This is a genomic window from Chitinophaga sp., assembly GCF_036569125.1.
Classification (GTDB): Bacteria; Bacteroidota; Bacteroidia; order Chitinophagales; family Chitinophagaceae; genus Chitinophaga.
Genome location: NZ_DATCRF010000006.1, coordinates 1 through 15,082, shown reverse-complemented (window position 1 = coordinate 15,082; position 15,082 = coordinate 1). Strand labels below are relative to the sequence as shown.

Sequence of the window (15,082 nt, the reverse complement as noted above, 5' to 3'; positions counted from 1 at the left end):
GTATTGCGGATCAGGTTCACCGGCTCCTGCTGCAGGTGGCAGGTGTGAATGTCCAACACCTTATCAAACAGGCGGGGTACGTGAAAGCCCAGTGCATTACGCCGGGTAATACCACCTTCCTGCGCAATTTCCTGGTTAGTGAGATAAGCCTTGTTGCTGAAGGTAAATTCCAGCTTATTGCGGTAGCAGGTGCTGTGCGGAGAGCCCAGGATAGGGCTGATGGCCGGCAGCTCCAGGTGCCCAATGCGCTGCAGGTTATCTACCACCTGCTGCTGTTTGTATTGCAGCTGGCGGGAGTAGGGCAGCATTTGCCATTTGCAGCCGCCGCATACGCCAAAATGTTCGCAAAAGGGTTCCACCCGCTCACTGGAGTAGGAATGGATATGGATGGCGGTACCTTCTGCCCAGTCTTTTTTGTTCTTACTGAGCTTTACATCCACCACATCGCCGGGTACCACCCCGCCTTCAATAAATATTACTTTCCCGTCCTGACGGGCCAGGGCTTTGCCTTCTGCTGCATAAGCACTTACCGGTACTTTTTCCAGTACCACATTTTTTTTCCTCACGGATGCAAAGGTAGTGTTTTTGATAGCGTAGTCCATAGCCAATGGTCCATAGTCCATGGCATTTTGCGTGGCAGATGGTTTACGAGCAAACAGCCCATGTTCCATAACCGATGGTCTATGGCCTTGTACATGGAGGAACATTTATGGATACAGGCGCCATTCATCAGGCACCTGGCCCGCCGGAGTAAGCCATGGACCATCGGTTATGGACCATGGACCCATTCATGGACTTTTCATTTTTTACTGCTACATTTACATATCCTAATCCTATGCGTAAACTTTTCTTTCTCATCGCCGTTTTGTGTTATAGCCAGCTGCAATTGCAGGCGCAGGGCTACCAGCTGACCGTTAAGTTCAAGCAATATACCAGTGGCCGCATGTTCCTGGCCCATTACATGGGCAAAGGCACCTACCTGGCCGATTCTGCCATGATAGACGCTACCGGCACCGCAGTGCTCAAAGGCAAGGAAGCCCTGCCCGGCGGTATTTACCTGGTGGTGTTCCCCGGCAAGCAGCGTTATTTTGAAATGCTGCTGGATAAGAACCAGACCTTTTCCATTAGTGTAGACAGTACTGACCTGGTAGGTAAAACAGTATATAAAACATCGCCCGAGAACGACCTGTTCCTGGGTTACAACCGTTTCCTGGCCACGCTACAGCCGAAAACCATCGCTATACAGGAGCTGCTGGCCAAACGTACCGCACAGGATACAGTACAGGCGCGCCCCCTGCAAACAGCGCTGAACAAAGAGATCCAGGACTACCGCGTAAATTTCATCGCCAAACATCCTGAATCCTTACTGACCAGCATTTTCAAAGCTATGCGCGAGCCGGAAGTGCCTGCCAAACCGGCCAATGAAGATTCTACCTTCGCCTACCGCTATTTTCGCGGGCATTACTGGGATGAGGTGAACCTGAATGATGGCCGCCTGGTACGCACTCCCATCCTGGAAGGTAAATTAAGCAAGTATTTTAACCAGATAGTGCCCATGGAGCCGGATTCCGCTATTGTGGAATGCGACCGGCTGATAGCCAAAGCCCGTAAGGATAAGGAAATGTTCAAGTATGTGCTGTGGTGGCTTACCTATAACTACGAAACATCGCCCTACATGGGTATGGATGCCGTGTTTGTGCACCTGGTAGAGAAATATTATGTACCCGGTGAGGCTTACTGGCTTACCAGCGACCAGCTGAATAAGCTCATAGGCCGGGCTTATGCCATAGCGCCCAACCTGATAGGGCAGCAGGCCCCGCCGCTGGAAATGCAGGACTCTACCGCCAAGCCCCTTTCCCTGTATAGCACCAAAGCCAAATACACCGTACTGGTTTTCTGGGATCCTACCTGCGGGCATTGTAAAACCGAAATACCCCGCCTGGACAGCGCCTTTAAAGCCAGCTGGCAAAATAAGGGCGTAGTAATGGTGGGTATAAAAACGGACGGTACCCGTGAAGAATGGCTACAGTTCATTAAAGCGCACCAGCTTAGCGGCTGGGTGCATGCCTGGGATCCGCAGGCGCAAAGCAACTACCGCCGCCTGTATGATGTGTACAGCACCCCGGTGGTGTACCTGCTGGATGAAAAGAAAAAGATCCTGGCCAAACGCCTGGGTGTGGAGCAGCTGAATGGTTTCCTGGAAAGGCTGGAAAAAGAGCCGGAAGGTACTGTGAAAAAGTGATGCAGGAAGTAAGAAACAAGGATATAATAAAGGCCACTGATGCTCTTTGGGGATGCATGAGTGGCCTTTTTAATTAAATATTCCTATTAGGTTTAATGGCCAGGGCCCGACCCGGGTTGCGCACGCATTGCGCAGCAATGTCACCCGAATTACACCCGGATAAACCGTAGAGAAAATGCCAATAAATTATCCATTTAATTCCTCATGCCCCTCCTTCTTAAAATCCTCCGTATTATATATGGGGAATTCATGCTTTATTACTACTCATCACATATAACAAAGCCTTAACACCAGCGGATCACAGCCAGAGATGTGTGTTGTAACTTACTTACAATCAACTAGATAAATTTTCAAAAAAATTTATTGGCATAGTCTTTGGAATCACCCTTTCGTAACCAAAAAAGTGATTCGTAACTAAAATTGTGAGATTATGACAAAGAAGTTAATCCTGTCTTTTGCAGCGCTGGCCTTTTCTTTTGCGGCCATGTCTCAGGTTCGTGTAGGTGTTAAAGGTGGCTGGAACCTGGCCAATATTTCCACCCGTAATGATGGCTCTACCGACGACAACAAAGCATTATCCAGGTATCACATAGGGTTGATAGCCGATATGCCGCTGATCAAGAACATCCTGTCCTTTCAGCCGGGTGTATACTACAGCAGCAAGGGAGCCAAGGTGGAATCCGGCAATAAGGACAACCCTTCTGTAACCGATCCTTATGCAAAGTATACCACCAACCCGCAGTACATAGAAATTCCGTTGAACTTTGTGGGTAAAATTCCCATTGGTGCGGATAGCCGCCTGTTTGCCGGCGTAGGTCCTTATTTTGCATTTGGGGTAGCCGGTAAGAACAAGTATACCGTAAATACCGGGGTAACCGAAACAGAAGGCAGCTCCAGCATTAAATGGGATGATGATACCCCCTTTAACAGCGGAGATCCTAACACCGGATTGAACAAGTACAAACGTTTTGACTGGGGTGGTAACCTGATGGTGGGTGCCGAGCTTTCCCACTTCATAGTATCTGCACAGTATGGACTGGGCTTTAGCAAGATCCTTTCCGGGCAGGACAGCAGCAGTGATGATAAGGCCAAGAACCGCGTGTTCAGTGTATCCTTAGGTTACCTGTTCTAAGCGATCAAGTTATGACCATAGATGCAGGCAGGCAGCATCTTCATTGAATACACCACGCTAAAAACAAGGTATAAATGCCCCGGCCTGCGGGCGTTTTACCGAAAAAAACAAATGAAAAAAGTACTCTTATCTGCCGCTGCCATGTTAGTAGCAGCCCTTTCATTCGGACAGGTAAAATTTGGCGTAGTAGCCGGCCCTAATTTTTCCAGCGCTACTGTTAAATCCGGAGGTGACAAGGAAACCAGCGGACTGGTAACCAATGTCAGAGCTGGTGTTACGGTAGATCTGCCCCTGGCAGATGAATTCTTCATCGGCACCGGCCTGCTGTACGCAGGTAAAGGTGGTAAGAATAAGGATAACAGTGACTTCAAAACTAACCTGTCTTACCTGCAGGTGCCCATCCTGTTCACCTACAAGCCAGAAGTGGGTACCGGCAAGCTGGTATTAGGCATAGGCCCCTACCTGGCCTATGGTATCAGCGGTAAGCACAAAGGCGGCATTGGCAACTTAACGGGTGATCTAAAGGCATTTGATGATGAATCCGGCGCTTTTAAGCTGAACCGTTTTGATGCAGGTGGTACCATACAGGTAGGTTATGAACTGAAGCAAGGCCTGTATTTTGGTATAAATACCGACCTGGGACTGGTGAATGCAGCCAGCAACAAGGAGATAGCCGGACAGGATTTCTCCTGGAGGAATACTTCCTTTGGTGCATCGGTAGGATATAAATTCTAAGGCAAGCATAGAATATTACCTTCAGATCTGCTGACAAACAGCCCCGGAGCCTGGCTCCGGGGCTGTTATTTTTATGTATCCTCCAGTAATATTTCCTTTAATTATGTATTTTTAGCCCAGCGTTCGAGTTGAAGTGTTTGTATAATACCCTGATAGGCTTGGTTTTTCACAATTTCCACCCAATACACCATTTATTTAAAGAGGACAGATGCATGAAAAATTTTACACTATTTTTTCTATTGGCCATACTGGCTGTATTACCCCTGCATGCGCAATTGAGCGTAGGTGTTCGTGCCGGCTATAACCTGGCCACTATGAGCTATAAAGACCCTACTGTTGGTTACAAGAACAATGGTATTGGCCACCCCCGGAGCATGAGCAGCTGGCATGCGGATGTGGTGCTGAATGCGCCCCTGGGTCATAACTTTTATATACAGCCGGTACTGCGGTATATTACCAAAGGCATGGACCTGGATGTGCCTTATGTCAACAGCCCCAGCAGCCTGTATATGCCCTGTGCGGACAAGGTGCGGCTGCATTACCTGGAGCTGCCATTGAACCTGGTATATAAAATACCGGTGTCTTTTGGCAAAATTACCCTGGGGGCCGGGCCTTATGCCGGGTATAGCCTGGGAGGGCACTATGACCTTACCATCCGCTACAACGGCCACGTGGTAAGTAACTCCAAACAGGATATTGGCTTTGACGAGGCCTCCAACATTATTTCTACCAACACTTTACTGCGCCGTTTTGATACCGGCGCCAATTTTATGGTAGGCGTGGAGCTTAACAGCCTGGTAATGATAAGCGCCAACTATAGCCTGGGGTTAATGGATATTGACAAATCCACCACCAGTAATTTACAGAACCGGTACCTGGGTATTAGCCTGGGAGTGCTGCTGGACCGGGAAGATTATTAGCTTTTTTTTATTGCCTGCAATATTTGTTCAAAGTCCTGCTGCGGCTATACCCGGCGGGACTTTGCGTTTAGATGATCCATATGCTTATACGATATATATTAGTAATATTTTACGGGAAGTTTGAATAATTGTTTTTAATAAATTATGAAATTTTACATATGTTGGTTATATTTGCACCGCATTTTTAACCAAACCCAAGTTTTCACATGAAGAAGAACGTCGTATTATTAACGTTAGCCCTGGTAGCCACAACCCTGTCCAGCTATGCACAAGTATCTTTTGGTTTAAAAGCTGGTTACAACAGCGCCTCCATCAGCACTGAAAACAGTGAAGGTAAAAGCAGACTGTCTGGTTTTCACGCAGGTGTAATTGCTGACCTCAGCCTCGCAGAATCATTTTCTCTGCAACCTCAGTTACTGTACAGTGCTAAGGGCGCTAAGTTCAAGGATTTTGACATGAACGACAATGAAACCAAAGTAAGCTACAAGCTGAACTACTTAGAGCTGCCTGTTAACTTCCTGTACAAACCGCAGGTAGGCGCCGGTAAGCTGTTTGTAGGTGCTGGCCCTTACGTAGCTTTAGGCCTGAGCGGTAAGTTCGGAGACACTAAAGTTAAGTTCGACGGTAAAAAATCCGAAGATCTTGACGAAACAGACGAGAACGCTCACGTAAAAGCCCTGGACGCAGGTGCTAACTTCCTGGCTGGTTATGAGCTGAAGAACGGTTTACTGTTCAGCATCAATTACAGCCTGGGTTTAACCAATGTTAGCCCTGATGGCGAAAAATCCAAGAACAGCTACCTTGGTATCAGCGTAGGTTATTTGCTGCATAGCGGTAAGAAGAAATAATAACCATAATAGTAATATAATACCAAAAGCCGTTTCCCGTAATCCGGGAAGCGGTTTTTTTTTATGGAGATGTTATAGGGGGAGAATGATAAATGCCCGTCTTAATAACATCGACATAGGACATTTAAAACAAAAAAGTGTGACAGTATTCGTATATGCCACTACGTTTCCACGTAATGGCATTTTTATTATATAATAGTTTCTACCACATTTTTAATAACATGGGGTTTGCCCAGGGTGTAGTAGTGCAGTACAGGCACGCCAAACTCCTTCAGCTCTTTGGACTGCTGAATAAGCCAGCGGGTGCCTACCTCCTCTACTTCTTTATCTGTTTTACATTTCAGCACTTCGGAAGAAAGCTCATCCGGAATATCCACAAAGAAGGTACGCGGTAATATGGTAAGTTGTTTTTTGCTGGTAAGGGGTTTTAATCCCGGGATGATAGGGATGGTGATACCCATTTCGCGGCATTTAGCTACGTAGTCAAAGAATTTCTGGTTGTTAAAGAACATCTGGGTTACAATATAATCAGCGCCCTGCTCAACCTTTCTTTTCAGGTGCGACATATCCGTTTGCATATTGGGCGCTTCAAAATGTTTTTCCGGGTAGCCGGCCACGCCTATGCAAAAATTGGTTTTTACACCGCTTTGCAGGTCTTCCTCCAGGTAAATACCATTGTTCATATGAGCTACCTGGTCCAGCAGCTCAATCGCGTAACGGTGGCCATGGGGGTCGGGTTCAAAGAAAGTTTCGTTCTTGGGCGCATCGCCACGCAGCACCAGCACATTATCTACCCCCAGGAAGTTCAGGTCTATCAGCGCGTTCTCCGTTTCTTCCCGGCTAAAGCCGCCACAAATAAGGTGGGGTACGGCATCAACATTGTAATGGTTCATAATAGCCGCGCAAATGCCTACGGTGCCGGGGCGCTTGCGGATCTCTACCTTCTCAAAAGTACCATCGGCACGTTTTTTAAACATATGTTCACTACGATGATACGTAACGTTAATAAAAGCAGGCTTGAACTCCATCAGAGGATCCAGGTGATCATAAATGGAATCAATACTTTTACCTTTCAGTGGGGGTAATATTTCAAAGGAAATGAGGGTGTCGTTAGCCTTTGCAATATGTTCTGTTACTTTCATCCGTGAGTGTGTTTATTTTTGTGACGGGCAAAAATAATATAATCTTGGGTAAATGGTTATTTTTGCTAAGTTTGAACATATGGTATTAAAAATTCATACAGATCAACTGGTTAAGAAATACCGCAACAGAACGGTAGTGAACCATGTATCTGTAGAGGTTAAGCAAGGAGAGATCGTAGGGCTGCTGGGCCCTAATGGAGCCGGTAAAACCACTACCTTTTATATGGTAGTAGGTTTAATTAAGCCGGATGAGGGAGAGGTGTTCCTCAATGATCTTAATATTACCAAACTGCCCATGTATAAACGGGCGCAGATGGGCATTGGCTATTTACCGCAGGAAGCCTCTGTGTTCCGCAAGCTGAGCGTGGAAGATAATATTGCAGCGGTATTGGAAATGACAGACCTGAAAAAGGCGGAGCAGAAAGAGAAGCTGGAAAGCTTACTGAATGAGTTCCGGCTGCAGCACGTGCGTAAAAGCCCCGGCGATGTACTGAGCGGTGGTGAGCGCCGCCGTACGGAAATAGCCAGGGCACTGGCGGTAGACCCTAAGTTTATTTTGCTGGATGAGCCCTTTGCAGGTATTGACCCTATTGCCGTAGAAGATATACAATCTATAGTAGCCCGGCTGAAATATAAGAACATCGGTATCCTGATCACAGACCATAACGTACAGGAAACCTTATCCATTACAGACAGGGCTTATTTATTATTTGAAGGAAAGATCCTGAAAGCCGGTTCTGCGGAAGAACTGGCGGAGGATGAACAGGTAAGAAAAGTGTATCTTGGGCAAAATTTCATTCTACGCCGTAAGAATTACCTGGACGAAGCTGCGAAACAACAATAAAACCGGTTTGAAATTTACAGCGTGATGCAGGATGTTTTACGTAGCCTGAAACAAACATGCTGACATCTGCTTTAAGTCACACAATCCAAACGAACTTTTCTTAAATTATGAGAATCTTAAGTCCTGCAATATCTCAATTGGCGCGATTGCGTATGGGACGCATAGAGTATTTTATGCAATATCCCCTACAGGTGCAGCAGCAGGTATTCCAGAGTTTGATCAGTGCTGCCCAGTATACAGAATTCGGTAAGCAATACAACTTTTCCAGCATCTATAAAATAGAGGAATTTAAACAGCGCGTACCCGTACATAATTATGATTCCATCAAACCCTATATACAACGGGTAATGGAAGGGCAGCAGAATGTATTATGGAACACGCCCATTAAATGGTTTGCAAAATCCAGCGGCACCACTGCAGATAAAAGCAAATTCATTCCCGTATCAGTAGAAAGCCTGGATGAATGCCACTACCGCTCCGGCCGCGATGTGCTTTCCCTTTACTACAACAACTTCCCGGATTCAGACCTGCTTACCGGCAAATCACTGGTAATAGGCGGCAGCCACCAGGTTAACAAGCTATCTACCGACAGCGATTCCTATTACGGCGACCTGAGCGCCGTAATGTTGCAGAATATGCCCTTTTACGGTAACATGATCCGTACGCCCGACCTTTCCATTGCCCTGATGGATGAATGGGAAGAGAAAATAGAGCGTATGGCCAACGCCGTTATACATGAAAATGTAACTTCCATAGCCGGTGTTCCCACCTGGACACTGGTGCTTATAAAACGCATTTTTGAGCTAACAGGCACGGATAACCTGGCAGATGTATGGCCCAACCTGGAGCTGTATATGCACGGCGGCGTAAGCTTTACACCATATCGCGAACAGTTTAAAAAGCTGATCCGCAAGCCGGATATGTACTACCAGGAAACCTACAATGCCTCTGAAGGTTTTTTTGCTGCGCAGGATATTATAGGGCAGGAGGGTTTGCTGCTGTTCCTGAACCATGGCATTTTCTATGAGTTTATGCCCATGGAGGAATATGGTAAGGAATACCCCCGTACCCTGCAGCTGCAGGATGTGGAGCTGGGTAAGAACTATGCCATTATCATTAGCACCAACGGTGGCCTGTGGCGTTACCTGGTGGGCGATACCATACAGTTCGTAAGCCTGGCGCCTTACCGCATACGGGTAAGCGGGCGTACTAAATCATTCATCAATGCATTTGGCGAAGAGCTGATCGTTGAAAATTCCGATAAAGCCATTGCCCATGCCTGTGATGTAACCGGCGCTATAGTGAACGACTATACGGCGGCGCCTATTTATTTTAGCGATGCAGGCAACGGCGGGCATGAATGGCTCGTAGAATTTGATGTGATGCCCGGCAATGTGGAGCAGTTTGTTGAGGTGCTGGATAAAACCCTGCAATCTATTAACTCGGACTACGAGGCTAAACGCCATAAAGATATTGCCCTGCGCATGCCGGTGATGCATGTGCTGCCTAATGGCACTTTTTGTGAATGGTTAAAGAGCAAAGGTAAGCTGGGCGGCCAGCACAAAGTACCGCGCCTGAATAATGAGCGGAATTATGTGGAGGAGATCCTGCGTTTTTCACAAACAGCCAATTTGTAGTAATAAAGCAGCCTATTTTTTAATCTTTAATTGATATTAACAGACACATGAAACTACTGGAGAACAAAGTTGCTATTGTAACAGGTGCCAGCCGGGGAATTGGAGAAGCTATTGCTGAAAAATTTGCAGAACAGGGAGCCCATATAGCCTTTACATACGTAAGCTCTGATGAAAAGGCCAAAGCGCTGGAGCAAAAGCTGCAGGCCAAAGGCGTAAAGGCAAAAGCATATAAAAGCAATGCCGGTATTTATGCAGATTGTGAAACGCTGGTAGCGGATGTGCTGAAGGACTTTGGTAGTATTGATATATGCGTGAACAATGCCGGTATTTCCAAAGATAACCTGCTGCTGCGCATGAGCGAAGAGCAGTGGGATGATGTAATGGACATTAACCTGAAGAGCGTGTATAACATGACCAAACAGGTGATACGCCCTATGATGAAAGCTAAGAACGGCGCCATCATTAACATGAGCTCCATAATTGGTATTAAAGGTAATGCCGGCCAAAGCAGCTATGCCGCTTCCAAAGCAGGTATTATTGGTTTCACCAAATCAATAGCGCAGGAGCTGGGCAGCCGCAACATACGCTGTAACGCTGTGGCGCCGGGCTTTGTAGAAACAGATATGACGCACTACCTGAAAGATGGTGAAGGCGCTAAGGCCTATATTGAAAAAATTCCCCTGGGCCGCTTTGGCACTCCGGAAGATATTGCCAATGTATGCCTGTTCCTGGCATCTGACATGGGTAACTATTTAACCGGGCAGGTGATCAGCGCCTGCGGCGGGTTGAATATTTAATGCAGGGTCCATGGTCCATAATCGATGGTCCATGGTCTATAACAAGAAAGCGGGTATATCAAGCCAATGATATACCCGCTTTTTATTAAGCTAATATTTTCTGCGTTCTATGCAATGGACCATCGACTATGGACCATGGACTTTCCTACTTCCCCGCAATATCCACCCTGAAAGTTTCAATACATTTCCGGTCCTGCAGGGTTACATACACGGTTTTCTTATCCTTACCGCCAAATACCAGGTTGCTGCACAATTTGCCTTTTAAGGGCACTTCGCGGATCAGCTTTCCATCTGGTGACAGCACGGCTATTACGCCTTTACCATGGCGGCATACATACAGGTTGCCGGCCTTATCGCATTTCATACCATCAAATCCAAAATCAGGAAATTCGGCAAACAGCTTTTTGTTGAAAATATTGCCGGCATCATCCACATCATAACGCCAGATCTTACGCTGCACGCTTTCATTGATGTACAGGTTTTTTTCATCCGGGCTCAGGGCAATACCATTGGCAGTGCCCAGGCGGCGCTCCAGCAATACGGGATTACCGCCTTTGTCTATACGCCACAATTGTCCGCTGCCGGCGCGCCAGTTAGGATCGGTGGCAAACAGGCGGCCTTTGCTGGTAATGCAAATGTCGTTAGGCTGGTTAAACTGGGCGGAGTGTACATATACGCTAACCGCTTTGGTTTTCATATTCACTTCCAGTATGTTATGGCCTTTAAAATCGGCCAGGTACATATTGCCTTCACTATTAAATACAATACTGTTGGCGGTGCTGCTATCTGCCAGGGTCACAAATACTTCGCCGCTGCCATCCTTGGTATTGATCTTACCAACGGTACCGTCTTTCTGGAAATTCACCACGTACAGGTTTCCTGCTTTGTCAAAATTAGGGCCCTCAATGTTCTGGGAGAAGGTGTTCTCCTGCGTAAGGTCCTGTGCTTCAAACAGTGCTGGTTTTTTTTGTGCGCTCACAGTGCTGCAGGCTATAACAGCCGCCAATAATACGATGGTTTTTTGCATGTTATAAATTATAAATAAGCTGCACTAAGCTATATAAATTTATTAGTGAATACAATAATTTATATACCGGCGGAAAGTATCGGCGGCGGGCGGCGCACCGTATAGTTTTTTACTATTTTCGCACCCATGATCCATGTTTCAGCATTCCAGGATTTAGCACACCTGGCCATTCATAAAGTAGGCAATTCCTCGCAGGATGAGCCGTTGATCTGTTCACAGGCGCCGCTGGCCCTGCAGGATGAAACCATTGGCCAGCTGCTGCTGAACTATTTTATACAACCTTTTACCAACAGCGCAGAATACTTTCGTTTTTTCCATGAGGCCGACCTGCAGCTGAACGAGGTATTCCAGTATTGCAAGCGCATTTTTGCCGACCAGGAAAGTTTTTACGAACAGTCTGTGAATATTGCCAAGCATTTATACAAACACTCTACCCATCCTAAAATAAAGGGCGGAGAGCTGTATATCACTTACTTCAATAAATGTTTGACAGACGGGGAGGAGGTGCCTGCCATCGGCATCTTTAAATCAGAGAACCGGGATACGTATTTAAAAGTGTTCCTTTCCAATGATAACTACGAGGTGAATTACGAGGATGGTATTAACATTAACAAGCTGGATAAAGGCTGCCTGGTGTTTAATACGGAAGAGGGAGAAGGCTATAAGGTGAGTATTATTGACAGCATCAGCAAACAGAATGAAGCGGTGTACTGGAAAGATTCTTTTTTACAGGTACAGCGCCGGGAAGACAGCTATCACCAAACAGAAACCATGGTGAACATGTGTAAGCTGTTTATACAGGACAAGCTGCCTGCTGAATATGAAATGAGCCGGGTAGACCAGGTAGACCTGCTGAACAAATCCGCCGCTTACTTTAAGGAGAAGGAGCAGTTCCAGGTAGATGATTTTGCACAGGAAGTATTGGGGCATCCGGATGCTATAGCATCGTTCAAGGAATACCGTGATCATTTTCAGCAGGAGTTCCGGCAGGAGATACCGGATGAATTTGATATTTCTGCACCGGCTGTAAAAAAACAGCAAAAGGTATTTAAGAGCGTGCTAAAGCTGGACCGCAATTTTCATATATACATTCACGGTGACCGGGAGCTGATAGAGCGGGGGTATGATGAGGCCACGAATATGCATTACTATAAGCTGATGTTTGAGAACGAAAGCTAGGGGATGTGCAGGTGTGCAGATATGCAAATGTGCAGATGAGAGGGGATGTGGTGATGTGCTGATATGCTAATGTGCTGGTTTTGCCCGATGGTGCGCTTGTAACCAATATGTCTTAAAATGCAGATGTGCAAACGGAGATCCATTTGCACATCTGCACATCTATAATTTGCACATCATTTTTTCGTCTTGTGCCGGGGCGGGCGATGCTTATGATCCCGTGGTTCCCTGGGTTCCCGCGGCTGGTTGTTATTACCATTACCACCATCCTGCTGCGGCTGGCGCGGACCTTGCTGCTGTTGCTTATGCTCCGGCTTATGGCCGCCGCCACCTTGTTGTCCCTGACCCTGCGGTTTGGGTTCCCGGTGCTTTTGCTCGTGGCGGTTACGCTGTTCCGGACGGTTATTGCCATCTGCTTTCCGGGCCTGCTGCTGTTGCTGCGGTTTTTGTCCGCCTTGCTGGCCCTGGCCCTGTTGCTGCTGTGGTTTCTGCTGCTTTTGTTTTTCCTTATCCTTCTGCTTACGCTTATGGGAGGTTTTTTCCAGGCTGCGCAGGCTTATTTGTCCTACCACATCGGCAAAGCCCAGGTCAGTTTCCTTGGGTTTGCTCACTACTACTTCCACGGCTTTCAGCTCCTCTGGTTTAATACCCTGTTTGTTCAGCTGGCGTATTTCTTTTACGCGGCTAATGGTTAAGGGGTATTGTTTGTTACTGGTATCGTAACTATACCACATGAGGTTCTTGAAAATATCCCGCTTTTGCAGGGTAGCGGTACCACCGGTGGTTTCTATGGTATCGGCGTCTTCCGGGAAATCCTTCAATGCATCCAGGTAGGTATCCAGCTCATAATTGAGGCAGCATTTGAGGCGGCCGCACTGGCCGGATAATTTGGCCTGGTTTATAGAAAGGTTCTGGTAACGGGCAGCCGTAGTATTTACGCTCTTAAAGTCGGTTAACCAGGTGGAGCAGCATAGCTCACGTCCGCAGCTGCCAATACCGCCTACCTTACCCGCTTCCTGGCGGGCGCCTATCTGCCGCATTTCAACCTTTACACGAAATTCCGAAGCGTATAGCTTAATCAGCTCACGGAAATCCACGCGGTCATCAGCAGTATAAAAGAAGGTAGCTTTACGGCCGTCGGCCTGGATCTCTACTTCAGCAAGCTTCATTTCAAGCCCTATGCTGCGGGCCATGGCCCGGGCTTTAATGAGGGCGTCTTTTTCGCGGCCCTTATTCTCGTTCATACGGTGCAGGTCGTCGGCCGTGGGGCGGCGCAACACTTTTTTTACCTCAGGGGTATCTTCTGCCCGTCTTTTTTTCATCTGCAGCTTTACTAATTCGCCGGTAAGACTCACGGTTCCTATATCAAAACCGCTGATGCCTTCCACCGTTACCATTTCTCCTTTATCGAAGTATTGTTTGGTAACATTGCGGAAAAAATCTTTACGACTGCCATTATTAAAGCTAACTTCTATAATATCAAATGGTGCTAAGCTGTCACCCAAGGGAATATTGGCCAGCCAATCAAATACATTAAGCCTGTTACATCCTCCGCTACTGCATCCTCCATTGCTTTTGCATCCTGCTGGCTTCCCATCCACTCCCGTACCACATCCGGCACAAGCCATATTGTCTTAGTTTAAGTTTTAGTTATAAGTATCTATTCCAGTCCAACCTGTTCTCCGCATCCATTAAAATACATAAATATTTTATAGGATACAAAGAGCAGGAATAACAAAGGTAACCAAAATAGGCCACGAAAGTTCAGATAGAGGGGCCCTGGGTCAAAAACCCCTCCTATGGGCCTGCCCGGAGGGGGCTGACCTTGTCTTAAGCCACCGGCAGCGGTTTGTTCCTGAAAATGTATTGCAGGCGTATGGACAAGGCATGGAATAACAGCTTGGCATTGGCATTACGCTCTATATAATAACAGGCGTTATCCAGCAGCTGCATGATCTGTTCCATTTGCTGCAGGTTCACCAGCTTATTCAGCTTGGCAGCAAAATCCATTTCCTCCTCTGAAAAGGCCAGCACCTCCTTACTCAGGAACTGCAGGCGCAGGCTATGTTCCAGCAGGGTAATAAAATAGCGCAGGAACTGTTTCTGGTTCTCACGCCCCATTTTGGCGCTGGCTATCTGCTCTATCCATTGCTGCAGGGCGGGGCGGTTGCCGGTAAAAATGCCATTCAGCCAGGTGCGCAGCAGCTCATGGTAATCATCTTCCGCATTCTGCAGCAGGTACATGGCCTCCCGGTAATTGCCCATGGCAATGGTAGCTACCTGCCGGGCTTTAGCGGGTGTGGCCTTGGCCCGCTCTACCAGCGCATTTACCAGCACCTCTTTTGGCAGCGGGTTTACTTTTATGAGATGGGTGCGGGAAAGAATGGTGGCCAGGATCTGCTCCTGGTTTTCCGCTACCAGTATAAAAAGGGTATTAGCCGGCGGCTCTTCAATCAGCTTTAGCAGGCGGTTGCCCTCATTGCCCAGGTATTCCGGCATCCACATGAGTAGGATCTTATACTGGCTTTCAAAGCTCTTGAGGCTTAGCTTGCGGATAATGTCATGGCACTCATTGGCGGTAA

At 47.2% G+C, this 15,082-nt stretch carries 14 protein-coding genes; 9 read left to right on the top strand and 5 right to left on the bottom strand.

Features of this window, described 5'->3' with window-relative positions; all coding sequences use genetic code 11:
* Positions 1–671: TRAM domain-containing protein (locus VIM87_RS00200; protein WP_331995010.1), on the bottom strand; the 671-nt coding region annotated here is incomplete at its 3' end.
* A gap of 164 nt (positions 672–835) precedes the next feature.
* Between VIM87_RS00200 and VIM87_RS00195 the strand changes: the two genes are divergently transcribed.
* From VIM87_RS00195 to VIM87_RS00175, 5 genes are all read left to right on the top strand, one after another.
* Entirely contained in the window at positions 836–2,242 is a 1,407-nt protein-coding gene (locus VIM87_RS00195) for a redoxin domain-containing protein (RefSeq protein WP_331995009.1), read from the top strand.
* A 430-nt stretch (positions 2,243–2,672) separates the two neighbouring features.
* Positions 2,673–3,374, top strand: coding sequence for a porin family protein (locus VIM87_RS00190; RefSeq protein ID WP_331995008.1), 702 nt, complete (start codon positions 2,673–2,675; stop codon positions 3,372–3,374).
* A 111-nt stretch (positions 3,375–3,485) separates the two neighbouring features.
* The gene (locus VIM87_RS00185; protein WP_331995007.1) at positions 3,486–4,109 is read left to right on the top strand and encodes a porin family protein; all 624 of its coding nucleotides are present in this window, start codon (positions 3,486–3,488) and stop codon (positions 4,107–4,109) included.
* Between the two features lie 212 nt (positions 4,110–4,321).
* Positions 4,322–5,029, top strand: coding sequence for a porin family protein (locus tag VIM87_RS00180; RefSeq protein WP_331995006.1), 708 nt, complete (start codon positions 4,322–4,324; stop codon positions 5,027–5,029).
* A gap of 206 nt (positions 5,030–5,235) precedes the next feature.
* On the top strand, positions 5,236–5,877 hold the full coding sequence (locus VIM87_RS00175; protein WP_331995005.1) for a porin family protein: 642 nt from the start codon (positions 5,236–5,238) through the stop codon (positions 5,875–5,877).
* A gap of 188 nt (positions 5,878–6,065) precedes the next feature.
* On the opposite strand, the gene metF is transcribed toward VIM87_RS00175, so the two are convergent.
* A complete protein-coding gene (gene metF / locus VIM87_RS00170) occupies positions 6,066–7,019 on the bottom strand; it encodes a methylenetetrahydrofolate reductase [NAD(P)H] (RefSeq protein WP_331995004.1) in 954 nt (317 codons plus the stop codon).
* A 79-nt stretch (positions 7,020–7,098) separates the two neighbouring features.
* On the opposite strand from metF, the gene lptB reads away from it, so the two are divergent.
* From lptB to fabG, 3 genes are all read left to right on the top strand, one after another.
* Positions 7,099–7,863 (top strand): LPS export ABC transporter ATP-binding protein, encoded by a 765-nt coding sequence (gene lptB / locus VIM87_RS00165; RefSeq protein WP_331995003.1) that lies wholly within the window; start codon positions 7,099–7,101, stop codon positions 7,861–7,863.
* 107 nt (positions 7,864–7,970) lie between these two features.
* Complete coding sequence (locus VIM87_RS00160) at positions 7,971–9,500, top strand: GH3 auxin-responsive promoter family protein (RefSeq protein WP_422653333.1); 1,530 nt, start codon at positions 7,971–7,973, stop codon at positions 9,498–9,500.
* 47 nt (positions 9,501–9,547) lie between these two features.
* Positions 9,548–10,297 carry a 3-oxoacyl-[acyl-carrier-protein] reductase gene (gene fabG / locus VIM87_RS00155; protein WP_331995001.1) on the top strand — a complete coding sequence of 250 codons (750 nt, stop codon included), beginning with the start codon at positions 9,548–9,550 and terminating at the stop codon, positions 10,295–10,297.
* Positions 10,298–10,442: 145 nt separating this feature from the next.
* On the opposite strand, the gene VIM87_RS00150 is transcribed toward fabG, so the two are convergent.
* Complete coding sequence (locus VIM87_RS00150) at positions 10,443–11,324, bottom strand: SMP-30/gluconolactonase/LRE family protein (protein WP_331995000.1); 882 nt, start codon at positions 11,322–11,324, stop codon at positions 10,443–10,445.
* A gap of 126 nt (positions 11,325–11,450) precedes the next feature.
* Here VIM87_RS00150 and VIM87_RS00145 point away from each other — a divergent pair, with 126 nt between their 5' ends.
* Positions 11,451–12,503 (top strand): nucleoid-associated protein, encoded by a 1,053-nt coding sequence (locus VIM87_RS00145; protein ID WP_331994999.1) that lies wholly within the window; start codon positions 11,451–11,453, stop codon positions 12,501–12,503.
* A 173-nt stretch (positions 12,504–12,676) separates the two neighbouring features.
* On the opposite strand, the gene VIM87_RS00140 is transcribed toward VIM87_RS00145, so the two are convergent.
* Both VIM87_RS00140 and VIM87_RS00135 read right to left on the bottom strand, forming a co-directional pair.
* On the bottom strand, positions 12,677–14,005 hold the full coding sequence (locus tag VIM87_RS00140; protein WP_331994998.1) for a regulatory iron-sulfur-containing complex subunit RicT: 1,329 nt from the start codon (positions 14,003–14,005) through the stop codon (positions 12,677–12,679).
* Between the two features lie 325 nt (positions 14,006–14,330).
* The coding region (locus VIM87_RS00135; RefSeq protein ID WP_331994997.1) for a hypothetical protein at positions 14,331–15,082 on the bottom strand (752 nt) is incomplete at its 5' end.

Coding starts and splice junctions, on each gene's coding strand:
- lptB (WP_331995003.1), top strand. CDS start 7,099: ATGGTATTAAAAATTCATACAGATCAACTGGTTAAGAAATACCGCAAC.
- VIM87_RS00175 (WP_331995005.1), top strand. CDS start 5,236: ATGAAGAAGAACGTCGTATTATTAACGTTAGCCCTGGTAGCCACAACC.
- VIM87_RS00145 (WP_331994999.1), top strand. CDS start 11,451: ATGATCCATGTTTCAGCATTCCAGGATTTAGCACACCTGGCCATTCAT.
- VIM87_RS00195 (WP_331995009.1), top strand. CDS start 836: ATGCGTAAACTTTTCTTTCTCATCGCCGTTTTGTGTTATAGCCAGCTG.
- VIM87_RS00150 (WP_331995000.1), bottom strand. CDS start 11,324: ATGCAAAAAACCATCGTATTATTGGCGGCTGTTATAGCCTGCAGCACT.
- VIM87_RS00180 (WP_331995006.1), top strand. CDS start 4,322: ATGAAAAATTTTACACTATTTTTTCTATTGGCCATACTGGCTGTATTA.
- metF (WP_331995004.1), bottom strand. CDS start 7,019: ATGAAAGTAACAGAACATATTGCAAAGGCTAACGACACCCTCATTTCC.
- VIM87_RS00190 (WP_331995008.1), top strand. CDS start 2,673: ATGACAAAGAAGTTAATCCTGTCTTTTGCAGCGCTGGCCTTTTCTTTT.
- VIM87_RS00185 (WP_331995007.1), top strand. CDS start 3,486: ATGAAAAAAGTACTCTTATCTGCCGCTGCCATGTTAGTAGCAGCCCTT.
- fabG (WP_331995001.1), top strand. CDS start 9,548: ATGAAACTACTGGAGAACAAAGTTGCTATTGTAACAGGTGCCAGCCGG.
- VIM87_RS00160 (WP_422653333.1), top strand. CDS start 7,971: ATGAGAATCTTAAGTCCTGCAATATCTCAATTGGCGCGATTGCGTATG.